This window comes from Bacillus sp. WC2507 (assembly GCF_052656125.1).
Window position 1 is genome coordinate 115370 of sequence record NZ_JBQXPN010000001.1, and the last position, 23116, is coordinate 138485.

Consider the following 23116-nt stretch of genomic DNA (forward strand, 5'->3'; position numbering starts at 1 on the left):
ATGCTAGATATTAATTAATTTTACATAGTATTACAGTTCTTAACTAGGTTAATCAAACCAATATGAATAACTCTAAATAACAATTATAAAAAAGAGCATGTTTCAAAAAGATTAATTAAAACATACTCTTACTTTTTCCAAATTTAGACCTTTAGCGAACCACGAAATCCTCTAGCAGCATAGTATGAATCTGCTCCATTGTGATACACGAAAACGTGTCCGAAGCGATAATCGCAAAATAGAGCACCGCCGAGTTCTCGAATATCTGAAGGTGTTTGTACCCAGCTTGATGATTTCATGTCGAAATTCCCGAGCTGGTGCAACTCTCGATATTGTTCTTCCGTTAATAATTCAATGCCCATAGCAGTTGCCACATCAATAACATTATTTTCTGGCTTATGTTTTTTTCTTGACTCTAATGCTTCAAGATCATAACAAAGACTTCTGCGACCTTTAGGACTCTCCTTTGAACAATCATAGAAAGTATACTCGTCCTTCTCCTCATCATAACCAACAACATCCGGCTCACCGCCAGTTACTTCCATTTCATTAATTGACCATAGTTTTTCAGTATTAGTAGCCAGCTTTGCTTCAACTTTAGCCCATTCAAGACCTTCATGGCGGTTCATGTTTTTCTCAAAACGGGCTTGTAATACTTTTAATAGTTCTTCGCGTTGTTCTGCAGATAACTCATTTTTATTCTCCGTCATATTAATCCTCCGAATTACGTTTCCTTATAATCATTTAAATCTTTTCAATGATAGTTTGTATACAGTTTACAACGAAAAATCCCTGTACATATATCCATTATATAGTACGAAAACCTTTCATGCTTTCTCCAAGAATATAGTGTGAAAACCACATCAAGTTCTGCCTCATAATAGCTACTCTCATTCCTGGCTGATCCGAGCTATATGCCATTCCTTTAAATATAATTAATTCTGTATCAACTTCCATTTCTCTTAATCCTTCATATAGCTCATATGCATTTGTAGTTGGAATTCTTACATCCTTTTCTCCATGTTGAATTAACGTAGGCGTACAAGCTGATTTAATATATGTCATTGGTGATGTCTTCTTATATATCTCTGGATCATTCCATGGAGTATTTCCTAAATACATTCTAATAAAGTAAGGGATATCTGTATTTACATAATGGGTACTCAAGTTAGTAATTCCACCTCCAACTGAAATAGCTTTAAATCTACTACTAAATGTAGAACAGAAAGCTGATATATATCCTCCGTTACTCCATCCCATAACTCCTACTCTATCTTTATCTACAATCCCTTTTTCAACTAGTGCATCCACTCCAGATATAATATCATCATAATCAGCAAATCCTTGTTTTCTATAGTTTGCTTTTAAAAATTCATTACCATAACCAGAACTTCCTCTATAGTTTGGTTCTAAAACGATAAAGCCTTTTTCAACAAACTGTTCAATCGGATATTTCTCATTGAAGCAGTCTGAAAATATCGGAAAGGACGCCCAATTCGGACCACCATGGATTACTACTAATAAGGGATGTTTTTTATTTGCCTCAAACTCTACTGGGGTTGATAAAACACCTTCTATTTCAAGACCATCACTACTTCTCCATGAGATGATTTCCCTGTTACTTTTAAGCCTGCCTTCGAAAAAGCTATTTTCATTTGTTATTTTTTTATCATCCAAATAGATTTCAAAGGTTTCATTTGTTATAGCCTTAGTATATGTTATATGATTTCCATCCCTTGTTATAGAGGCATCCATTATAAATCCTTCTACTGTTTCGCTTAACATTTCCACAGTTCCATCCTCACATAGCAATCCAATACGGTAATTCGTTTTATCCTGCCACCTAATTAAAATCCCTTTAGCTGTCCACTGTAATGGCATAACCGTACTATCAAAATTTGTTAGAGGTTGAATTACCTCTCCCGTATTCATATCATATATCTCTAATGTACTATCTTGTATATGATTCCTATAGTAATCCTTCTCTCTTATGCTTGCTGCGTAACATATTTTATCGCCCTCGGGAGAAAAGCAGACGCTTGCTCCTAACAACTTATCCATATTCATTTTTTGTAGTTCTCCAGCTTCAACATCTAATATGTAGAGCTCACCATTCATATAATCGTTTAGGCTTGGTGTAGCCATACATACAACCTTTTTCCCATCATTTGAAATATCAAAGTTATGTATATAAAACTCCTTACCGTCCGTTAGTTGATAAACACTGCTAACCTTCCGTTCCCCTTTATCATTTTGTATCACTTTTTCTATTTCAACGTAGTATAAACAATTATTCCGATGTTCCTTACCTACATGGTGGAAATCTCCATATCGTTCCTTATGCTTCTTTATTTTCTCACATTCTTTTGACTGTGCAACATAATAAAAACCTTTACCCGTGGGATTCCATTTAAATGTACTGACACCTTCTTCCTCATCAGTCATTTGAACCTCACTACAACCATCTATTGATTTAACAAAGATCTGATTTGTATTAGCTCCGTCACTGCCTGGGCTAAGGTATGCAATAGTCTTAGAATCTGGAGACCATAATGGATGTGTACTATCTATATCCCCATTTGTTAGTGGATAACCCTGCCCTTTATCTTTCTCATATATCCATACATGATTTCTATACGTATTGTCATCCCAGTTAGCTGTCTTTTTTACAAATGCTACGTTTTTTCCATCATCACTTATATTTGCACTGGATACGACCGGTGATGAAATAATCTCTTCTATACTTAAATATGTTTTTGCTTTCACTTTCATTAATAAGCCCCCCTTGTAATGACCATGAATCTATCGTCTCTTCTCTTTATAATAAAGAGAATTGTTCACACATACTTAAAATGATAGCTGAAAATTCAAATAAATCAAAGTAGTTCTATTCCAACTCCAATAAAGTAAAACCTTCATTAGTAGGGTGCTATCCACTTACCAATTTTAGATGTTCTTTTTCAATACAAAAATACCCCTTTAGATACAATATCTAAAGGGGTACCGATTCATTTATTTATTAACCTACCAATCTCCTACTCAACCGTAACAGACTTAGCTAAGTTACGTGGCTTATCAACATCACACTCGCGATGAAGTGCTGCGTAGTATGAGATAAGTTGTAATGGAATAACTGCTACTAGTGGTGCTAGTGTTTCGTGTACAGCTGGTAATACGAAGCTGTCACCTTCCATTTCTAAGCCTTTCATTGAGATGATACATGGATTAGCTCCGCGTGCTACTACTTCTTTCACGTTACCACGAATTCCAAGGTTTACGTGCTTTTGTGTAGCAAGTGCGATAACTGGTGTACCATTTTCGATTAAGGCGATTGTACCGTGTTTTAACTCTCCTCCAGCAAATCCTTCTGCTTGGATGTAAGAGATTTCTTTTAGCTTTAACGCACCTTCTAATCCTACGTAGAAGTCTACGCTACGTCCGATGAAGAAACAGTTACGAGTTGTTGCTAAAAATTTCTTTGCTAATGCGTCCATTTCTTCTTTTTGATCACAAAGTACTACCATTGCGTTTGCTACAAGTCCTAGTTCGTGTGTTAAGTCAAAATCAAGAACTTCACCTTTTGCTTTAGCAATATCAGCTGCTAAAATTGAAAGTACTGCAAGCTGTGCTGTGTAAGCTTTCGTTGATGCCACTGCAATTTCTGGTCCCGCGTATAATGGAAGTGTATAATCAGCTTCACGAGAAAGCGTAGAACCAGGTACGTTTGTAATTGTTAATGCTTTATGACCCATTTCATTTGTTTGTACAAGTACTGCACGACTATCAGCTGTTTCACCACTTTGTGAAATGTAAATGAAGAATGGTCTTTCTGTTAATAATGGCATGTTATAAGAGAATTCACTTGCTACATGCACTTCAACTGGCATTTTTGCAAACTTCTCGATAAATTGTTTTCCAACAAGACCTGCATGATAACTTGTTCCACATGCAATGATGTAAATGCGATCACTATCTAAAATTGCGTTACGGATATCTTCATTCAATTCAATCTCGCCATTTTCATCTTGGTACTTTTGAATAATATTACGGATTACAAGTGGTTGCTCGTCGATTTCTTTAAGCATGAAATGAGGATACGTTCCTTTTTCAATATCACTTGCGTCTAATTCCGCTGTAAACGGTGCACGTTCAATCGTTTCACCTTGTAAGTTTTTAATTGTAATACTTTCTTTCGTTACAATTACGATTTCTTTATCCATTAATTCGATAAATTGATCTGTAACTTGTAACATCGCCATAGCGTCGCTCGCCACAACATTAAAGTTGTCACCAACACCTACTAATAGCGGGCTTTTGTTTTTAGCAACATAAATCATGTTTGGATTTTCAGCATCAAGTAATCCGATTGCATAAGAGCCATGTAAAAGAGATAGCGTATTACGGAACGCTTCTTCTACACTTAGTCCTGTGCTCACTTGTTGTTCCATAAGCTGTACGATAACCTCTGTATCTGTTTCACTTACGAACGTTACATCTTGTAAATATTCCTTTTTCACTAACTCATAGTTTTCAATTACACCATTATGAACTAGCGTAAAGCGTTTTGATGTACTTTGATGCGGATGCGCGTTTACTTTGCTTGGAACACCATGTGTAGCCCAGCGTGTGTGACCGATTCCCACGCTTGCTGCTACGTTCTCATCTACGATTTCGCGAAGTTTTGCAATACGACCTTTTTCTTTGTATACAACAACACCGTTCTCTGCTTGTACTGCAATACCTGCTGAATCATATCCACGATATTCTAGCTTTTCTAAACCTTTTAATAAAATTTCCTTTGCATCTTGCTCTCCAATAAATCCTACGATTCCACACATGTTTAGTCGCCGTTACAAATGCTTACATTGCTCTGCGAACATGTAACGACATAGTCCGATACCATTTTTATTTATACTAAAAAACGGATTACATATTGCTAGCCCTGTAAGCTTGTAACGGCTTTCACCTTCCTCTCGATTGGGTTTAAGTCCGTATATACTTATACAGCTAGTTTTCATCCGTTCCTTTTCTCTCATCACACTTTCACCTTTGTCCACTAAGTCACCTTAATGATTTAAGTAAAAGCTTGCGGTTGTGATGAACAACCGAGAGTCATCCGCCGAAATCTCGATAAACTCCACCTCGTCAACTACACTACTTGTAGTTCTGGCGCTTCTATAATTTACAATATTTCCTTTGAGAAAAAGAACAAGACCATCTTATAACAAACATGGATAAACCGTCAATGAAATTTTTTTCATCGTCTATAAAACATATGAAAAAGGAGCACTTATTGTGCTCCTTTTCAATAAATTTATCGAATTATTCAGCGCCAACTTCAGCTTTCACAACTTCTACAATGCGATGTACATATGCGTCACAAACTTCTTGTGTTGGTGCTTCTGCCATTACACGAATAAGTGGCTCTGTTCCAGATGGACGAACAAGAATGCGGCCATCACCGTTCATTTCTTCCTCTACAACACGAATAATTTCTTTAATTTTTTCGTTTTCTAATGCTAGTTTTTTATCTGTTACACGAACGTTTACTAGTAATTGTGGGAATTTGATCATCTCACCTGCAAGCTCAGATAGTGGTTTTTTCGTCATTTTCATGATGTTTACAAGTTGAAGTGCACTTAACATTCCATCACCAGTTGTAATGTAATCAAGTAAGATAATATGACCTGATTGTTCTCCACCCAGGTTATATCCACCACGCTTCATCTCTTCCATTACATAGCGATCGCCAACTGCTGTTTTATCACTTGTGATATTGTTAGCTTCTAGTGCTTTGTAGAAACCTAAGTTACTCATAACAGTTGAAACGACTGTATTATGCTTTAGTTGACCAGTTTCTTTCATGTACTTCGCACAAATAAACATAATTTGATCGCCATCAACGATGTTTCCTTTTTCATCTACAGCGATTAAACGGTCACCATCACCATCAAAGGCAAGACCGATATCAGCACCTTTTTCTTTTACTAATTCAGCTAATACTTCTGGATGTGTAGAACCTACTCCATCGTTAATATTCATACCGTTTGGTGAAGTTCCCATTGTTGAAATATCAGCTTCTAAATCAGCAAATAAGTACGGAGCTAAAGAAGACGTAGCACCATGCGCACAATCTAAAGCGATATGTAAACCAGAGAAATCTTCCTCTACAGTTTGTTTAATGTATTGTAAATATTTTTGTCCGCCTTCAAAATAATCACTCACTTGTCCTAGGTTAGTACCTGTTGGACGTGGTAATTCATCAACTTCTTTGTCTAATAAAGCTTCGATTTCTGCTTCTTGCTCATCAGTTAATTTAAAACCGTCTGAACCGAAGAATTTAATTCCGTTATCTTGTACTGGATTATGAGATGCAGAAATCATAACACCTGCTTGTGCATCTAACGCTTTTGTTAAATAAGCAACACCTGGTGTAGAAATAACACCAAGGCGCATTACTTCTGCTCCAGTTGATAATAGGCCTGCTACTAAAGCTCCTTCTAACATATGTCCTGATATACGTGTATCACGGCCGATAATTACTTTTGGACGATCTGTATCTTTTGTTAATACATAACCACCAAAACGTCCAATTTTGAACGCTAATTCAGGTGTTAACTCCTGGTTCGCAACCCCGCGTACTCCATCTGTACCAAAATATTTACCCATTATGATTCGCTCCTTTTTCTGGCTCTTTTTGATTATCTACTGTTGGCTCTTGATTAGTTTCTTTTTCTTTATTTTGTTCCTGTTCCTTTTCCGGATCAGGTTTAGGTTCAGGATTTTTTGGTTTTTCAGTTTGATTATCTTGGTTATTATTTGAATCTGGTTTTTCACCGTTACCCTGTACTTCTTTATCTGGATTTTCTTTCTTCACAATTGTGACTTTAGCACTTTTTTGTTTTGGCTCTATTGAAATATTACCAGGACCACTCACTTGAATAGAAACATCCTTCGTCCCCGGAGATACATTTTGCAAATTAATTGCTGCTGTTATTTGAGCAGCTGTTATTTTATCTACTATACTTGTTTCTCCTGAAATATCAACGCTTATCTTCCCATCTTGCGGCGAAAGTAGCTGGGCCGTAACATCTTTAGAAAGTCCATTTTTTTGAATCGATATACCATCAATCGTTCTTGTTTTCGTTTGTTTTGTTTTTTGCACTCCTACCGAAACCTTCACTTGATTCGGTTTTGCACTTGTTACACCCTTTGGCAATAAAACAGAGGTATCGAATGTTGTAGACTCTGTCAATTGACTAAGATCTACTTCGACCCCCTCTATCGATTGTATATTATCCAAGATATCTTTTGGACCTGCTATCGTTACTTCTCTCGGCTCAACGCTAATATTTGTAACGGCCAATCCTTCTGGTAAACTCCCCTTTTTCGTATACGTTACAGGAACAGTTTTTTCAGTATTATTGGCTGTAGCTTGCGTCGCCACATTCAATGTTACACTAATTTTAGATGGACTCGTTCTTACATTTAAACGTTTTCCTTCTTTATTGTATAATGTAACCTCGGCTGTTTTTGTAACAGTTTTATTAACACCCTTTAAATCAATATACGCCTTAGCAGATGAAATACTTTCAATTTCTTCTTTCGTCCCAACTACCTCAACAGTATCCGGTTTAATATTTGATTTTTCAAGAGTAGCACCCGCAGGCATCTGATCTTCATTTGATAATTTTAAGTCTACATGAACATATTTTCTCGCTTTTTCATGAAGAGTAATTTTAATTATTGATGGCTGAACTGTTCCTTTCACATCATCTGGAAGCCCGTTCGTTTTCAAAGAAACTTCATACGTTCCTTTTTCGCTATCTCTCAAATCAACTGGTATATCAAATTGTTTTTTTGCTTTTGCCGTAGCAACTGCTGCTTTTGGGCCCTCTAACTTCACCTTAACACCCTCTGACGGAATACCACTTACAATATATTTCTCTTCATCATACTTAAGATTAATTTCATAATTAGTTAATGTTTCTTTCGCATCATTTGCGAAAGGTAGTATCCCCGATGTCGTATTTTTTTCAGTTAAAGTCGCTGACATAAAAAGCATACACGCCAATAGTAATGAGATCCCTTTTAAAAACCAATGATTCTCCATTAACTTATCCATGACGCTTTCTCCTCCAATTCCATAAAGACGAAGAAGTCGTTTTTTCGTTTCCACTAAATTCAGCCAACAACATATCTTTCAGTTGTTCTGCCTTCAAATCACGATGCAACTTACCATTTTTCGTTAAAGAAATTTGGCCAGTTTCTTCCGACACAACTACAGTAATACTATCAGTGACTTCACTAACTCCCATTGCAGCACGATGCCTAGTTCCTAACTCCTTAGAGATAAATGGACTTTCCGATAACGGAAGATAACACGCTGCTGCTTTAATGGTACTTCCTTGCATAATTACTGCCCCATCGTGAAGAGGTGTATTAGGAATGAAAATATTAATAAGTAATTCCGATGATACGTTTGCATTTAGTGGAATACCCGTTTCCACATAATCACCCATACCGGTCTCTTTTGACAAAGTAATTAATGCACCAATTCTACGTTTTCCCATATATTCCGTTGCTTTCGCTATCGCTGTTGCAACGATTTCAGGTTCATCATCCTCATGAGTTCCAACACGCGAAAATAAACTCCCGCGTCCTAGCTGCTCAAGTGCTCTCCGCAATTCTGGCTGGAAAATAATAATAACGGCTAAAAATCCCCACGTTAATACTTGTTCCGTTAGCCAATATAGCGTATGCAATTCAAGGAAAATACTGATCATCCGAACGACAATAATAACTGTAATCCCTTTTAAAAGTTGAACAGCTTTCGTCCCACGGATTATGAGAATTAGCTTATATATAATAAACCATACAACGGCAATATCTAATACCGTACTAAGATATTTCAAAATGGTCGTATCTTCAAAAGGCATGCTAACCCTTCCTCCTACTTACGAGCAATTCTATCCATATATTGAAATATTGTTTTATGCTCTATCTGTATGTATTTCCAACAACTAGTTAATTATACCATACTTGAAACAAACAACAATTACAAACAACCCCCTTTAGCCTAAATTGGTAAGATGTCAAACATTCTTATCGTACAGTATAATATAAATCATTATTATACGCTTATTTTCAAATAAAAAAAGCAACTTCTCAGTTGCTTTTCTTACATTTATTTTAGTTTTTCACCGAATAAAGAACCCATTAAAGCAACCGCTGTTGTTGCCGTTCTATTTCGCTCATCTAAAATCGTATTTACCTCTACAAACTCAGCAGATGTAACAATATCAGCTTCCGCCAACATTTCCATTGCTAAATGGCTTTCACGATAAGATAGGCCACCAATTACAGGTGTTCCAACTCCTGGTGCATCATGAGGGTCAAGACCATCTAAATCTAATGATAAATGCACACCATCAGTATGAGATAAATACGCGATTGTTTCTTCCATAACAGCCGTCATACCCATACGATCAATCTCGTGCATAGAGAATACTTTAATACCTTCATTGCGAATAAAGTCTTTTTCGCCTTCATCTAATGCACGTGCACCGATAATTACAACATTCTCTTTTTTCACCTTTGGATATGCCCCGTATAAATCTACAAGTGAAGGATGCCCATACCCTAAACTTGCTGCGAGTGACATGCCATGAATATTTCCAGATGGTGAAGTTTCTTCTGTATTTAAGTCGCCATGTGCATCATACCAAATAACACCTAAATTTTTATAATGTTTCGCAACACCAGCTAATGTACCAATAGCAATACTATGGTCGCCACCTAATACAAGTGGAAAACGTCCTTCTTCTATAATATGATCCACCTTACTTGCTAATTCGTTACATACAGTTGCAACTTGTGTAAGGTTTCTTAAACTTGTATTTACATCTACTTCTTTTTCTCTCTCTATACATATATCTCCCATATCTTTAACGTCATATCCAATTTCTTCAATTCTTTCAATTACACCTGCATAACGGATTGCGCTCGGCCCCATATCAACTCCACGACGCATCTGCCCTAAGTCCATTGGAACTCCAATAACTGAGATTTCTTTTTTCATAGATAGTATCCCCCTTTTGTGCCTTCACTAAATATTTTAAATCTTTTATATAGTCTGACTCAACTCGACATTTTTCTGTATGGATATACAAATTATTCACTTATATTCGCTTTAAAATCCAAATGTTAAGACTATTCTATGTATAAAGTTAACCTAATGAAACAATTTTCATCATTATTATTAAATAATAATAAAAAACACTCCTACATTTAGAAGTGTTTTTCTGATGCTATTTTCCACAATGCTGCAATATTCTTTGCTGTCATTTCAATATTCTCTTCTGCTACTTTATATGCCTCTTCTAATGTCATCGGACTCGCTGTAATACTAAATACTGCATCAATTCCTTTTTCATGAACAGCCGGATAATTCGGAGATACAGATCCTCCAATAGCAATCACCGGAATACGAAAAGGCTTTGCACGCTCCGCAACACCTACAGGGGCCTTTCCATATGCTGTTTGTTCATCTATTCTCCCTTCGCCAGTTATAATTAAATCTGCACCTTCTATATGCTTATCAAAATTTGTATAATCTAATACAATTTCAATTCCTCTCCGCAAGTTTCCCTTTAACACTGCAATAACAGCTGCTCCCATTCCTCCTGCGGCTCCTGCACCAGGTATTTTAGATACGTCGCAAGATAAAGATTGGTTAAGGATATTCGCATAATGCTTTACATTCTCATCCAGCTCTTTCATCATCTCTGCGTTCGCACCCTTTTGTCTGCCAAATACGAAAGATGCTCCCCTTATCCCAACTAACGGATTATCTACATCACATGCTGCTTCTATCTTTATATGCGTTAAGCGTGAATCCATTCGCGAAAAATCAATAGCGACAATCGAATGTAACGTGCCTCCAGATGGCTCTATTACTTCCCCTTCTTCATTTATAAACCTGACTCCTAAAGCTGACAACATACCTGCTCCGCCATCATTTGTAGCACTTCCTCCAAGTCCTAAAATAATGTGCTCAGCTCCTTCGTCTAGCGCATGTAGTATAAGTTCTCCTGTTCCTTTAGTCGTTGTAATAAGTGGGTTTCGCTTTTTAACCGGAACATGTTGTAATCCTGATGCTGCTGCCATTTCAATAAACGCTGTCTTTTTATCTTTAGACATACCGTAAAAGGCTTGTACACGTTCTCTAAGCGGCCCTGTCACTTGAAGTGATATCATTCTTCCACCTGTAGCATCCACAAGCGAATCAACCGTTCCTTCTCCCCCATCCCCAATTGGTATTTTTACATACTCTGCTTTAGGGAAAATCGCTCCAAAACCTCTTTCAATAGCTTCACATACTTCTATAGCTTTTAAGCTTTCTTTATATGAATCAGATGCAATAACAACTTTCACAATTATCCCCCATCCTTTCTTTTTACATTTTCTTCATTTTAAACGACAAGTATGAAAGTTGTCTTTTTAAATACAAAAAAAGCTTACATCATATGATGTAAGCTTTTTTATTTAGATGGAGCCTAGCGGGATCGAACCGCTGACCTCCTGCGTGCAAGGCAGGCGCTCTCCCAGCTGAGCTAAGGCCCCTTAGTAATTAAGCGGAAGACGGGATTCGAACCCGCGACCCCAACCTTGGCAAGGTTGTATTCTACCACTGAACTACTTCCGCGAAAATGGTGAGCCATGAAGGATTCGAACCTTCGACCCTCTGATTAAAAGTCAGATGCTCTACCAACTGAGCTAATGGCTCGTAAATGGCTGGGCTAGCTGGATTCGAACCAGCGCATGACGGAGTCAAAGTCCGTTGCCTTACCGCTTGGCTATAGCCCATTAATATTTACTAGTATGGTTATCTTTTCAAAAAAATAAACCCTCTCAGGTTATTTTAAAGAAAATGGTGGAGGGGGGCAGATTCGAACTGCCGAACCCGAAGGAGCGGATTTACAGTCCGCCGCGTTTAGCCACTTCGCTACCCCTCCGACATTTAAAATATATATGGTGGAGGATGACGGGATCGAACCGCCGACCCCCTGCTTGTAAGGCAGGTGCTCTCCCAGCTGAGCTAATCCTCCAAAAGTGGTGACCCGTACGGGATTCGAACCCGTGTTACCGCCGTGAAAGGGCGGTGTCTTAACCACTTGACCAACGGGCCAAAAATTTTAAAACTCTTCCCAAGCTTCCAACCGGGCTTGAACCGGTGACCTCTTCCTTACCATGGAAGTGCTCTACCAGCTGAGCTATGGAAGCATAATGGCTCCGCAGGTAGGACTCGAACCTACGACCGATCGGTTAACAGCCGATAGCTCTACCACTGAGCTACTGCGGAATAATAATAGCCTGGCAACGTCCTACTCTCACAGGGACAAGGTCCCAACTACCATCGGCGCTAGAGAGCTTAACTTCCGTGTTCGGTATGGGAACGGGTGTGACCTCTCTGCCATCATTACCAGACTTTTATCATTATAAACATTTCTTTCGAAATATCAAGAAGAAAATTATATATTCCTTCAAAACTAGATAACATTTGCTTCATATTATATGGTTAAGTCCTCGATCTATTAGTATTCGTCAGCTCCACATGTCACCACGCTTCCACCTCGAACCTATCAACCTGATCATCTTTCAGGGATCTTACTAGCTTACGCTATGGGAAATCTCATCTTGAGGGGGGCTTCATGCTTAGATGCTTTCAGCACTTATCCCTTCCGCACATAGCTACCCAGCTATGCCCTTGGCAGAACAACTGGTACACCAGCGGTGCGTCCATCCCGGTCCTCTCGTACTAAGGACAGCTCCTCTCAAATTTCCTACGCCCACGACGGATAGGGACCGAACTGTCTCACGACGTTCTGAACCCAGCTCGCGTACCGCTTTAATGGGCGAACAGCCCAACCCTTGGGACCGACTACAGCCCCAGGATGCGATGAGCCGACATCGAGGTGCCAAACCTCCCCGTCGATGTGGACTCTTGGGGGAGATAAGCCTGTTATCCCCGGGGTAGCTTTTATCCGTTGAGCGATGGCCCTTCCATGCGGAACCACCGGATCACTAAGCCCGACTTTCGTCCCTGCTCGACTTGTAGGTCTCGCAGTCAAGCTCCCTTATGCCTTTGCACTCTACGAATGATTTCCAACCATTCTGAGGGAACCTTTGGGCGCCTCCGTTACACTTTAGGAGGCGACCGCCCCAGTCAAACTGCCCACCTGACACTGTCTCCCGGGTCGATAAGACCCGTAGGTTAGAATTTCAATACAGTCAGGGCGGTATCCCACCAGCGCCTCCACCGAAGCTAGCGCTCCGGTTTCAATGGCTCCCGCCTATCCTGTACAAACTGTACCAAAATTCAATATCAGGCTACAGTAAAGCTCCACGGGGTCTTTCCGTCCTGTCGCGGGTAACCTGCATCTTCACAGGTACTATAATTTCACCGAGTCTCTGGTTGAGACAGTGCCCAAATCGTTACACCTTTCGTGCGGGTCGGAACTTACCCGACAAGGAATTTCGCTACCTTAGGACCGTTATAGTTACGGCCGCCGTTTACTGGGGCTTCAGTTCAGAGCTTCGCTTACGCTAACCCCTCTCCTTAACCTTCCAGCACCGGGCAGGTGTCAGCCCCTATACTTCGCCTTACGGCTTCGCAGAGACCTGTGTTTTTGCTAAACAGTCGCTTGGGCCTATTCACTGCGGCTTTCCGTTAAGAAAGCACCCCTTCTCCCGAAGTTACGGGGTCATTTTGCCGAGTTCCTTAACCAGAGTTCTCTCGCACACCTTAGGATTCTCTCCTCGCCTACCTGTGTCGGTTTGCGGTACAGGCACCTTTTATCTCGCTAGAAGCTTTTCTTGGCAGCGGGGAATCAAAGACTTCGCTCCATAAGGAGCTTCCCCATCACAGCTCAGCCTTCACGATAAGCGGATTTGCCTACTTATCAGCCTAACTGCTTGGACGTGCACAACCAATCGCACGCTTCTTCTATCCTTCTGCGTCCCTCCATTGCTCAAACGATAAAGAGGTGGTACAGGAATATCAACCTGTTGTCCATCGCCTACGCCTGTCGGCCTCGGCTTAGGTCCTGACTAACCCTGAGCGGACGAGCCTTCCTCAGGAAACCTTAGGCATTCGGTGGACGGGATTCTCACCCGTCTTTCGCTACTCATACCGGCATTCTCACTTCTAAGCGCTCCACCAGTCCTTCCGGTCTGACTTCACTGCACTTAGAACGCTCCCCTACCACTGATACCATTGGTATCAATTCGCAGCTTCGGTGGTGTATTTAGCCCCGGTACATTTTCGGCGCAGAGTCACTCGACTAGTGAGCTATTACGCACTCTTTAAATGGTGGCTGCTTCTAAGCCAACATCCTAGTTGTCTAAGCAACTCCACATCCTTTTCCACTTAATACACACTTTGGGACCTTAGCTGGCGATCTGGGCTGTTTCCCTCTTGACTACGGATCTTATCACTCGCAGTCTGACTCCTAAGGATAAGTCATTGGCATTCGGAGTTTGACTGAATTCGGTAATCCGATGAGGACCCCTAGTTCAATCAGTGCTCTACCTCCAAGACTCTTACACTTAAGGCTAGCCCTAAAGCTATTTCGGGGAGAACCAGCTATCTCCAGGTTCGATTGGAATTTCTCCGCTACCCACACCTCATCCCCGCACTTTTCAACGTGCGTGGGTTCGGGCCTCCATTCAGTGTTACCTGAACTTCACCCTGGACATGGGTAGATCACCTGGTTTCGGGTCTACGACCACGTACTAAACGCCCTATTCAGACTCGCTTTCGCTGCGGCTCCGTCTCTTCAACTTAACCTTGCACGGGATCGTAACTCGCCGGTTCATTCTACAAAAGGCACGCCATCACCCATTAACGGGCTCTGACTATTTGTAGGCACACGGTTTCAGGATCTCTTTCACTCCCCTTCCGGGGTGCTTTTCACCTTTCCCTCACGGTACTGGTTCACTATCGATCACTAGGGAGTATTTAGCCTTGGGAGATGGTCCTCCCAGATTCCGACGGAATTTCACGTGTTCCGCCGTACTCAGGATACATTCAAGAGAGAACGAAGTTTCGACTACGGGGTTGTTACCCTCTACGACGGACCTTTCCAGGTCTCTTCGTCTACCTCGTTCCTTTGTAACTCCGTATAGAATGTCCTACAACCCCAAGAGGCAAGCCTCTTGGTTTGGGCTATGTTCCGTTTCGCTCGCCGCTACTCAGGAAATCGCATTTGCTTTCTCTTCCTCCAGGTACTTAGATGTTTCAGTTCCCTGGGTCTGTCTTCCTTACCCTATGTATTCAGGTAAGGATACCATACCATTACGTATGGTGGGTTTCCCCATTCGGAAATCTTCGGATCAAAGCTTACTTACAGCTCCCCGAAGCATATCGGCGTTAGTCCCGTCCTTCATCGACTCCTAGTGTCAAGGCATCCACCGTGCGCCCTTTCTAACTTAACCAAACTAAAATTAAAAAAATATGAGCTACACTGTTATCTAGTTTTCAAAGAACATACATTTATATATGAGAGATAGTTCTCTCAAAACTGAACAAAACGAAACACGGAAACTTATATTGATGAACAGCGTTCATCAATTCTCCATAGAAAGGAGGTGATCCAGCCGCACCTTCCGATACGGCTACCTTGTTACGACTTCACCCCAATCATCTGTCCCACCTTAGGCGGCTGGCTCCATAAAGGTTACCCCACCGACTTCGGGTGTTACAAACTCTCGTGGTGTGACGGGCGGTGTGTACAAGGCCCGGGAACGTATTCACCGCGGCATGCTGATCCGCGATTACTAGCGATTCCAGCTTCATGTAGGCGAGTTGCAGCCTACAATCCGAACTGAGAACGGTTTTATGAGATTAGCTCCACCTCGCGGTCTTGCAGCTCTTTGTACCGTCCATTGTAGCACGTGTGTAGCCCAGGTCATAAGGGGCATGATGATTTGACGTCATCCCCACCTTCCTCCGGTTTGTCACCGGCAGTCACCTTAGAGTGCCCAACTTAATGATGGCAACTAAGATCAAGGGTTGCGCTCGTTGCGGGACTTAACCCAACATCTCACGACACGAGCTGACGACAACCATGCACCACCTGTCACTCTGCTCCCGAAGGAGAAGCCCTATCTCTAGGGTTTTCAGAGGATGTCAAGACCTGGTAAGGTTCTTCGCGTTGCTTCGAATTAAACCACATGCTCCACCGCTTGTGCGGGCCCCCGTCAATTCCTTTGAGTTTCAGCCTTGCGGCCGTACTCCCCAGGCGGAGTGCTTAATGCGTTAACTTCAGCACTAAAGGGCGGAAACCCTCTAACACTTAGCACTCATCGTTTACGGCGTGGACTACCAGGGTATCTAATCCTGTTTGCTCCCCACGCTTTCGCGCCTCAGTGTCAGTTACAGACCAGAAAGTCGCCTTCGCCACTGGTGTTCCTCCATATCTCTACGCATTTCACCGCTACACATGGAATTCCACTTTCCTCTTCTGCACTCAAGTCTCCCAGTTTCCAATGACCCTCCACGGTTGAGCCGTGGGCTTTCACATCAGACTTAAGAAACCACCTGCGCGCGCTTTACGCCCAATAATTCCGGATAACGCTTGCCACCTACGTATTACCGCGGCTGCTGGCACGTAGTTAGCCGTGGCTTTCTGGTTAGGTACCGTCAAGGTGCCAGCTTATTCAACTAGCACTTGTTCTTCCCTAACAACAGAGTTTTACGACCCGAAAGCCTTCATCACTCACGCGGCGTTGCTCCGTCAGACTTTCGTCCATTGCGGAAGATTCCCTACTGCTGCCTCCCGTAGGAGTCTGGGCCGTGTCTCAGTCCCAGTGTGGCCGATCACCCTCTCAGGTCGGCTACGCATCGTTGCCTTGGTGAGCCGTTACCTCACCAACTAGCTAATGCGACGCGGGTCCATCCATAAGTGACAGCCGAAGCCGCCTTTCAATTTCGAACCATGCAGTTCAAAATGTTATCCGGTATTAGCCCCGGTTTCCCGGAGTTATCCCAGTCTTATGGGCAGGTTACCCACGTGTTACTCACCCGTCCGCCGCTAACTTCTTGAGAGCAAGCTCTCAATCCGTTCGCTCGACTTGCATGTATTAGGCACGCCGCCAGCGTTCATCCTGAGCCAGGATCAAACTCTCCAATAAAGTTAGTTTGTCTAGCATCTAAAAATAAAAATTGACGTTTCACGTTGTTTGTTTCGTTCAGTTTTCAAAGAACTACTTGGTCGCTCATTTGCGACTTCCTTATGTTAACATCTTCGTTTTTCCATGTCAACTAAGTTTTTCAATTTCTTTTTTGTCGTTTTCTGCGTTTCCGCATCAGCGACGGTTATTAATTTATCATATAATAACCATTAACGTCAATAGTTTTTAATAAAAAGTTCTTTTTCTTACATAACGAATACATTCCTCTGCATTAGCGACTCTTCGAAACAAACAAAAAATGATTTTATATCTTTCTTCCATCGCCTTTTTTACAACTTCATGAATACGTTCATCTTCAAAATCAAATAAAAGTTCTTCTAACTCTCTCTTCAATATGTATTCCATTTCTTTTTTCTCTTCTTTCGTTAACATAAATCCAAGCAACTCATCACCTCAATCATTTCTTACAGAGCAATAAACGTTCCGCTCATTTTCATTTAACAAAATCCTATCATCCATTATATCCACTACTTACGATATTAATCCCTTGTTCTCTTTTTTATATTTACAGCATATATGTAACTGAAAAGGATTGGACAAAGGGGCGTAATATTATGTTTTTCTTTTTTATTACGAGTAAAAGAAATTTTAAACACATTAGCTTAATAGTGATACTTTCCTTATTTACAGCATGGCTACTCTTTTTGAAAACATATTCACACGAGTCTGCTTTTTCAACTGCTACAGGGCCTAAAGTCATCTACAAAGGCGACACCTCTAAAAAACAAGTTGCATTCACGTTTGATATTAGTTGGGGAGACAAAAAAGCAATTCCAATCCTTGATACACTTAAAGAAAGAGACATTAAGAATGCAACCTTTTTCCTTTCTGCTGCATGGGCAGAAAGACACCCTGATGTTGTCGAACGCATCATAAAAGATGGACATGAAATCGGTAGTATGGGTTATAATTACACGTCCTACACTTCTCTAGAGACAAATGAAATACGAAGAGATCTTTTGCGGGCACAAGATGTTTTTACAAAACTCGGTGTGAAACAAATCAAATTATTGCGTCCACCTAGTGGAGACTTTAACAAAGCAACACTTAAAATAGCAGAATCACTTGGATACACTGTCGTTCATTGGAGTAATAACTCAAACGACTGGAAAAACCCTGGTGTAAACAATATCGTTTCCACCGTCTCTCATAATTTAAAAGGTGGAGATATCGTCTTATTACATGCATCCGATTCTGCCCTTCAAACAAATAAAGCTTTACCACTGCTCCTGCAAAAATTAAAGAGCGACGGATATGAGCAAATATCCGTATCACAACTTATTTCCAACACAAATACGAAAAGTGAAGATGTACAGTAATTCTTCCATCGTGCCTTCACACATAAAAAGCTCTACTACCTTTCCTTAAGGTAGTAGAGCTTTTTTCATCCCGCTATTTTCATTCATACAACTACCTCTGCGTAAAAATTCAAAAAATCTCTCTTAGTTAAGCAGACTTACTCGTCTGTCCAATTAAACGATGTAATATAAGTAACTGATATGCATTACATAATAAAAGTGGTATCACCATTAAATATAACCAGTCTGTATCATTAATACGGAGGGCTGGTACCCACTCAAGAATCGTTACAACAACCATAAAGAATAGAGCGGGCACAAATGCCTTTCTATTCGTTTCTTTACTTTTTATGTAAGCAACAATCGCCCCAAACACAAATAGCACACCAGCAACAAGTATGTTATTCCCTAATGAAACTTCCCCATTTGCAATCAGTACGGATCTTAAATACACGAAATCAAATAAAACAAATGCAATAAAGAAGAGCTGGACTGCATTCCATAAAGAAGACGATCGGAACATACCTAGTCCAAAACGGTGGATTGTTAAATAGGCAAAGAACCCCATTTGACTTATAACACTAAAAATAAATCCTACACCCATCAACCAGAAAGAAACTGCTAGAATTTCCTTTCCGTCGAAATTTTGAAAAAATTTAGCGTACTTGTCCCACTCCAAAACAAAGCCAATAATGACCGTACTAATCCCACCAAGAAACAACGTCGTAAAAAATAGTCGTACCCACTTGCGGCTATTCACAACACATCCCCCATTATCCTTATATTTCTAATTAAATTGTATCAATGACAATTTCAAAAAGCTAGCCATGTTCATGTATAAATTCCTTAAAGATATTTATATTAAAAAGAGAGAACTGTGCTGAAAGGAGTTCCAACTTATGAAACGGATGCTGCTCGTTTTGACTTCTTCTTTTCTATTTCTTGTACTTGTAGCATGTGCACAAGGAAAAGAAGCAAAGTCCGAACTTGATTATGATCAAACGAAGAAAATGATTGTTGATATTTTAAAAACCGACCAAGGTAAGAAGGCCATTCAAGATGTATTAACTGATGAAAAAATGAAACAAGCACTCATACTAGATGAAACAGTAGTAAAGAAAACGATTGAAGATGCAATGGTATCCGACAAAGGGCAACAATTCTGGGAAAAGCTCTTTAAAGACCCTGAGTTCTCATCGAAATTCGCTAAAAGTATGGGGAAAGAACAAACAACCTTAATGAAAACATTACTGAAAGACCCTGAATACCAATCCGGTGTTATAGAAATTATGAAAAACCCTGAAGTAGAAAAAATGATGTTACAAACAATGAAGAGCAAAGAATACCGTCAATATTTACAACAAGTACTCACAGAAACTGCTGAAAGCCCACTCTTCCAAGCTAAGATGATTGATATTATTAGTAAAGGTGTACAAAAAGCGGAAAAAAGTGGATCTGATAAAAAAGAAGCAGGCGGTGAAGGTGGTTCCCAAGACGGTAAAAAGGAACAGCAATAAAAATAATAACGATAATAATGAGTGGACAATATATATGTATCGTCCACTCATTATTATTTTATTTTTGTGCAACAGCTGTTTTATCAATTACTGTCTCAGCTATCGTGCGATAAATAAGCCCCGTTGTATGTGTATCTTCATATACTGAGGGCGCAAAGTCTTCTTTATTCCAATCAGGTTGTTGAAGCGGGATTCGGCCAAGTACTTCTGTTTGAAGTTCTGTAGCTAATTTATCTCCTCCACCTCTTCCAAACACATATTCTTTTTCACCAGTTGTTTTACTTTCAAAATACGCCATATTTTCAACAACACCAAGAATACTATGTTCTGTACGTAGAGCCATGGCTCCAGCACGTGCTGCTACAAATGCCGCCGTTGGATGCGGCGTCGTTACAATAATCTCTTTACAAGCCGGCAACATCGAATGTAAGTCTAGCGCAACATCACCTGTACCCGGTGGTAAATCTAAAACTAAATAGTCTAAATCGCCCCACTCTACTTCTGTAAAGAAGTGATTTAACATTTTCCCAAGCATAGGCCCTCTCCAAATAACCGGTGCATTATCTTCTACAAAGAACCCCATTGAGATTACCTTTACACCTAGACGCTCCACTGGAATAATTTTATCGCCTCTTACAACAGGACGTTTTTCTATCCCCATCATATCCGGTACGCTAAAACCATAAATATCGGCATCAATAATACCAACCTTTTTTCCTAGACGAGCTAGAGCAATAGCAAGGTTAACAGAAACTGTTGATTTTCCGACTCCACCTTTTCCACTCGCCACTGCTAAAAATGTCGTTTTTGAATTTGGTGACAATAAAGATTCATTTTGCTCTTCTTCCTGTTCTGGTGCAAACTGAGCTAATTCTTCTTCTGTAAATTCCGCAAAGCGAAGCCCTACTGTTGCTGCTCCTAGTTCTTTTACTAACTTTACAATTCCAGATTGCAATTGCATTTGTTCCGCTGTACCGGTTTTTACGATTGCAATTTTAACACTTACATGTTCCTTCTCAGGCTTAACTGTTACCTCTTTAATTGCACCTGTTTCTTTTAACGTTTTATGTAAAAACGGATCTACAATCCCTTCTAACGCTTCCACTACTTGCTCTTTCGTTACCATAGTTAGCCCAGCCCCCTGTATGAAAAATAACGTAATGTTAATTAAATTTTTCTCTCTTTATTTTCGAAATAAATGCGTTTACATTTCCAGTATAACATATTTTCGGAAAACTTCGTTAACGAGAGAAACTCAAAAAATCCTCCTTATTCTGGAGGATTTCCTTTTTCCGTGAAATAACGTAATATACCACGATATACTGCAGCCGCTACCTTTTGCTGATATTTCTCCGAATTTAACATATACCTTTCATTTACATTCGATAAAAAGCCAGCTTCAATCAGAGCACCTGGTGTTTTCGCATACTTTAATAAATACACATGAGAAATTGTTTTAGCGGAACGATTCGTATTCTCTAAACTTGTTCTCAATTCAGCTTGTATAAATTTCGCAGCACGTTCATTTTCAACCGAAGATCGGTAGTAGAACGTTTGTGCGCCTTTCGATCCACTACTAGTTAAAGCATTTAAATGAATACTCGCAAAAAAGTCTACATCAGGTTTATTAATAATCTCTACACGCTTTTTTAAATCCTCTGCTTTACGTCTACTATATGATTTTGTATCTTTCTGAGCTAAATCATAATCTCCCTCACGTGTTAAAATAACTAGTGCACCTTGTTCTTGTAAATAATCTTGTACCTTCTTTGTAATCTCCAGCGTAATATCTTTTTCTATAATATCTTTTCCACCAACAGCCCCTCCGTCTGGCCCACCATGCCCAGCATCTAATACAATCACTTTCCCTGATAAGGGTAAATTCCAAGCTCGCCACGATTTTGTAATTTGAAATTCTTGTTTGACTAAAAAAAACAAAACAACCGCAGCGAGTGCAAAAGAGATAATTCGGATTCTCTTCATACCTTTCCTCCTCCAGCTAGTCCCTCTAATTACTTATATGGGACAAGAGGAAAGTTTATGCTTGTCTTAATGAAGCTTTAATCGATATCTTCTTTCACCTTTTTCATATCCCTCCTGCCACCATAAGCCGATAAACTGCTGGCAAGATTCAAAAAGTAATTCCTCATCTTGTAACTTAATTTCCCGCATAGTCATGCTCGTTAAAAATTGAAATAGCGTTTCCGTTAATTGTTGCTCTTCTTCTAAGGCTCTATATTTCACATCAAAGAACGATTCGCCATAATAACCAAATTTACTATATCTCGCTCCTAATAAATACGATTCTATCCCTAATTCAATACAGTAATCTTCATACTGACGATGAAGTTCCTGCATCTGAAAGGCATCCCGAATATTTGAGCGCAATGTTTTTAATGATAATTCTCGCAGCATCTTCCGTTCATATTTCAACTGCTTTTCTTTTTGTTTTTCTTGTAAGCTGACAATGACATTCATAGTACTTATAAACCTCCCTAATACGTATTAGTCTAAACTTCTAAAGAAGAAGCATACGCGAGAGAATAGCACTAAAATATTCCAAACTACAAAAATTACAAAAGAGGAATGAAACATAAAAAAACCCCAACCAAAATGGTTGGGGTTTGTAGTTCGCAAAAATTAACGTTTTGAGAACTGAGGTGCACGACGTGCGCCTTTAAGACCGTATTTTTTACGCTCTTTCATACGTGCGTCACGAGTTAATAGACCTGCACGTTTTAGTGTTAGACGGTATTCTGGATCAGCTTTTAATAAAGCGCGAGAAATACCGTGACGAATAGCACCAGCTTGACCAGTGTATCCACCACCATTTACGTTTACAAGTACATCGTAGTTACCTAAAGTTTCTGTTGCAACTAGAGGTTGTTTCACTACTTCACGTAATGCAGCAAATGGGATATAGTTTTCAAAATCACGACCGTTAATGATAACGCGTCCTTCGCCTGGAACTAGGCGTACGCGCGCTACTGAACTCTTACGACGTCCAGTGCCATAGTATTGAACCTGTGCCAAAGTAAGCCCTCC

Annotated in this window: 17 protein-coding genes, 9 tRNA genes and 3 rRNA genes; 2 read left to right on the forward strand and 27 right to left on the reverse strand. The window is 40.1% G+C overall.

The genetic code is table 11. The annotated features are described in order from the left end of the window. Positions 1-143: 143 nt before the first annotated feature. The 22 genes from ACUN28_RS00645 to ACUN28_RS00750 all read right to left on the reverse strand — a co-directional run bounded on the left by ACUN28_RS00645 (position 144) and on the right by ACUN28_RS00750 (position 17640). Positions 144-710, reverse strand: coding sequence for a DUF4256 domain-containing protein (locus ACUN28_RS00645; protein ID WP_016089654.1), 567 nt, complete (start codon positions 708-710; stop codon positions 144-146). 97 nt (positions 711-807) lie between these two features. Beyond that, positions 808-2772, reverse strand: a complete 1965-nt coding sequence (locus ACUN28_RS00650) for a S9 family peptidase (protein WP_016136988.1) — start codon at positions 2770-2772, stop codon at positions 808-810. A gap of 263 nt (positions 2773-3035) precedes the next feature. Further along, positions 3036-4838, reverse strand: a complete 1803-nt coding sequence (gene glmS, locus ACUN28_RS00655) for a glutamine--fructose-6-phosphate transaminase (isomerizing) (protein ID WP_016089656.1) — start codon at positions 4836-4838, stop codon at positions 3036-3038. Between the two features lie 12 nt (positions 4839-4850). Next, the gene (locus ACUN28_RS00660; protein ID WP_033659100.1) at positions 4851-5036 is read right to left on the reverse strand and encodes a hypothetical protein; all 186 of its coding nucleotides are present in this window, start codon (positions 5034-5036) and stop codon (positions 4851-4853) included. A 286-nt stretch (positions 5037-5322) separates the two neighbouring features. Next, on the reverse strand, positions 5323-6669 hold the full coding sequence (glmM, locus tag ACUN28_RS00665; protein WP_016089657.1) for a phosphoglucosamine mutase: 1347 nt from the start codon (positions 6667-6669) through the stop codon (positions 5323-5325). Continuing rightward, positions 6662-8125, reverse strand: coding sequence for a CdaR family protein (locus tag ACUN28_RS00670; RefSeq protein WP_016089658.1), 1464 nt, complete (start codon positions 8123-8125; stop codon positions 6662-6664). The genes glmM and ACUN28_RS00670 overlap by 8 nt, the downstream gene beginning before the upstream one ends. Beyond that, on the reverse strand, positions 8118-8939 hold the full coding sequence (gene cdaA, locus ACUN28_RS00675) for a diadenylate cyclase CdaA (RefSeq protein WP_016089659.1): 822 nt from the start codon (positions 8937-8939) through the stop codon (positions 8118-8120). Before cdaA ends, ACUN28_RS00670 begins: the two co-directional genes overlap by 8 nt. Positions 8940-9187: 248 nt before the next feature. After that, complete coding sequence (rocF, locus tag ACUN28_RS00680; RefSeq protein WP_016089660.1) at positions 9188-10081, reverse strand: arginase; 894 nt, start codon at positions 10079-10081, stop codon at positions 9188-9190. 209 nt (positions 10082-10290) lie between these two features. After that, positions 10291-11436: a glycerate kinase gene (locus ACUN28_RS00685; protein WP_016089661.1), complete on the reverse strand. Its 1146-nt coding sequence runs from the start codon at positions 11434-11436 to the stop codon at positions 10291-10293. 116 nt (positions 11437-11552) lie between these two features. Next, positions 11553-11625, reverse strand: a tRNA-Ala gene (locus ACUN28_RS00690). Between the two features lie 10 nt (positions 11626-11635). Beyond that, positions 11636-11707: transfer RNA gene (locus ACUN28_RS00695), tRNA-Gly, on the reverse strand. A 5-nt stretch (positions 11708-11712) separates the two neighbouring features. Continuing rightward, a tRNA-Lys gene (locus ACUN28_RS00700) sits at positions 11713-11788 on the reverse strand. Positions 11789-11793: 5 nt separating this feature from the next. Beyond that, positions 11794-11868: transfer RNA gene (locus tag ACUN28_RS00705), tRNA-Gln, on the reverse strand. A 65-nt stretch (positions 11869-11933) separates the two neighbouring features. Continuing rightward, positions 11934-12017 (reverse strand) — tRNA-Tyr (locus tag ACUN28_RS00710). Between the two features lie 17 nt (positions 12018-12034). After that, positions 12035-12110: transfer RNA gene (locus ACUN28_RS00715), tRNA-Val, on the reverse strand. A gap of 5 nt (positions 12111-12115) precedes the next feature. Then, positions 12116-12190 (reverse strand) — tRNA-Glu (locus ACUN28_RS00720). 22 nt (positions 12191-12212) lie between these two features. After that, positions 12213-12285, reverse strand: a tRNA-Thr gene (locus ACUN28_RS00725). Positions 12286-12289: 4 nt separating this feature from the next. Then, positions 12290-12364 (reverse strand) — tRNA-Asn (locus ACUN28_RS00730). Positions 12365-12373: 9 nt separating this feature from the next. After that, positions 12374-12489: ribosomal RNA gene (rrf, locus tag ACUN28_RS00735) — 5S ribosomal RNA — on the reverse strand. A gap of 87 nt (positions 12490-12576) precedes the next feature. Beyond that, positions 12577-15498: ribosomal RNA gene (locus ACUN28_RS00740) — 23S ribosomal RNA — on the reverse strand. Positions 15499-15644: 146 nt separating this feature from the next. After that, positions 15645-17196 (reverse strand): 16S ribosomal RNA (locus ACUN28_RS00745). The 16S, 23S and 5S rRNA genes sit together here with 9 tRNA genes alongside, the layout of an rRNA operon. 225 nt (positions 17197-17421) lie before the next feature. Further along, positions 17422-17640 (reverse strand): hypothetical protein, encoded by a 219-nt coding sequence (locus tag ACUN28_RS00750; RefSeq protein WP_016089662.1) that lies wholly within the window; start codon positions 17638-17640, stop codon positions 17422-17424. A 170-nt stretch (positions 17641-17810) separates the two neighbouring features. Between ACUN28_RS00750 and pdaB the strand changes: the two genes are divergently transcribed. After that, positions 17811-18575, forward strand: coding sequence for a polysaccharide deacetylase family sporulation protein PdaB (gene pdaB / locus ACUN28_RS00755; RefSeq protein WP_016089663.1), 765 nt, complete (start codon positions 17811-17813; stop codon positions 18573-18575). 127 nt (positions 18576-18702) lie between these two features. Here the strand turns inward: pdaB and kbaA are convergent, their stop codons facing one another. After that, entirely contained in the window at positions 18703-19314 is a 612-nt protein-coding gene (gene kbaA, locus ACUN28_RS00760; RefSeq protein WP_016089664.1) for a KinB signaling pathway activation protein KbaA, read from the reverse strand. Between the two features lie 139 nt (positions 19315-19453). Between kbaA and gerD the strand changes: the two genes are divergently transcribed. After that, positions 19454-20071 (forward strand): spore germination protein GerD, encoded by a 618-nt coding sequence (gene gerD / locus ACUN28_RS00765; protein WP_016089665.1) that lies wholly within the window; start codon positions 19454-19456, stop codon positions 20069-20071. Between the two features lie 58 nt (positions 20072-20129). Here gerD and ACUN28_RS00770 read toward each other — a convergent pair whose 3' ends face one another. From ACUN28_RS00770 to rpsI, 4 genes are all read right to left on the reverse strand, one after another. Further along, complete coding sequence (locus ACUN28_RS00770; protein WP_016089666.1) at positions 20130-21197, reverse strand: Mrp/NBP35 family ATP-binding protein; 1068 nt, start codon at positions 21195-21197, stop codon at positions 20130-20132. Between the two features lie 143 nt (positions 21198-21340). After that, positions 21341-22054, reverse strand: coding sequence for an N-acetylmuramoyl-L-alanine amidase CwlD (cwlD, locus tag ACUN28_RS00775; RefSeq protein WP_000822446.1), 714 nt, complete (start codon positions 22052-22054; stop codon positions 21341-21343). A gap of 66 nt (positions 22055-22120) precedes the next feature. Next, entirely contained in the window at positions 22121-22549 is a 429-nt protein-coding gene (locus ACUN28_RS00780; RefSeq protein ID WP_001101006.1) for a YbaK family protein, read from the reverse strand. Between the two features lie 162 nt (positions 22550-22711). Beyond that, positions 22712-23104 carry a 30S ribosomal protein S9 gene (rpsI, locus tag ACUN28_RS00785; RefSeq protein ID WP_000079986.1) on the reverse strand — a complete coding sequence of 131 codons (393 nt, stop codon included), beginning with the start codon at positions 23102-23104 and terminating at the stop codon, positions 22712-22714. Between the last annotated feature and the right edge of the window lie 12 nt (positions 23105-23116).

Bases quoted from the DNA above. Each gene is read 5' to 3' on its own strand.
- ACUN28_RS00645 (WP_016089654.1), bottom strand. From the start codon at position 710: ATGACGGAGAATAAAAATGAGTTATCTGCAGAACAACGCGAAGAACTA.
- ACUN28_RS00650 (WP_016136988.1), bottom strand. From the start codon at position 2,772: ATGAAAGTGAAAGCAAAAACATATTTAAGTATAGAAGAGATTATTTCA.
- glmS (WP_016089656.1), bottom strand. From the start codon at position 4,838: ATGTGTGGAATCGTAGGATTTATTGGAGAGCAAGATGCAAAGGAAATT.
- ACUN28_RS00660 (WP_033659100.1), bottom strand. From the start codon at position 5,036: ATGAGAGAAAAGGAACGGATGAAAACTAGCTGTATAAGTATATACGGA.
- glmM (WP_016089657.1), bottom strand. From the start codon at position 6,669: ATGGGTAAATATTTTGGTACAGATGGAGTACGCGGGGTTGCGAACCAG.
- ACUN28_RS00670 (WP_016089658.1), bottom strand. From the start codon at position 8,125: ATGGATAAGTTAATGGAGAATCATTGGTTTTTAAAAGGGATCTCATTA.
- cdaA (WP_016089659.1), bottom strand. From the start codon at position 8,939: ATGCCTTTTGAAGATACGACCATTTTGAAATATCTTAGTACGGTATTA.
- rocF (WP_016089660.1), bottom strand. From the start codon at position 10,081: ATGAAAAAAGAAATCTCAGTTATTGGAGTTCCAATGGACTTAGGGCAG.
- pdaB (WP_016089663.1), top strand. From the start codon at position 17,811: ATGTTTTTCTTTTTTATTACGAGTAAAAGAAATTTTAAACACATTAGC.
- gerD (WP_016089665.1), top strand. From the start codon at position 19,454: ATGAAACGGATGCTGCTCGTTTTGACTTCTTCTTTTCTATTTCTTGTA.
- ACUN28_RS00770 (WP_016089666.1), bottom strand. From the start codon at position 21,197: ATGGTAACGAAAGAGCAAGTAGTGGAAGCGTTAGAAGGGATTGTAGAT.
- cwlD (WP_000822446.1), bottom strand. From the start codon at position 22,054: ATGAAGAGAATCCGAATTATCTCTTTTGCACTCGCTGCGGTTGTTTTG.
- ACUN28_RS00780 (WP_001101006.1), bottom strand. From the start codon at position 22,549: ATGAATGTCATTGTCAGCTTACAAGAAAAACAAAAAGAAAAGCAGTTG.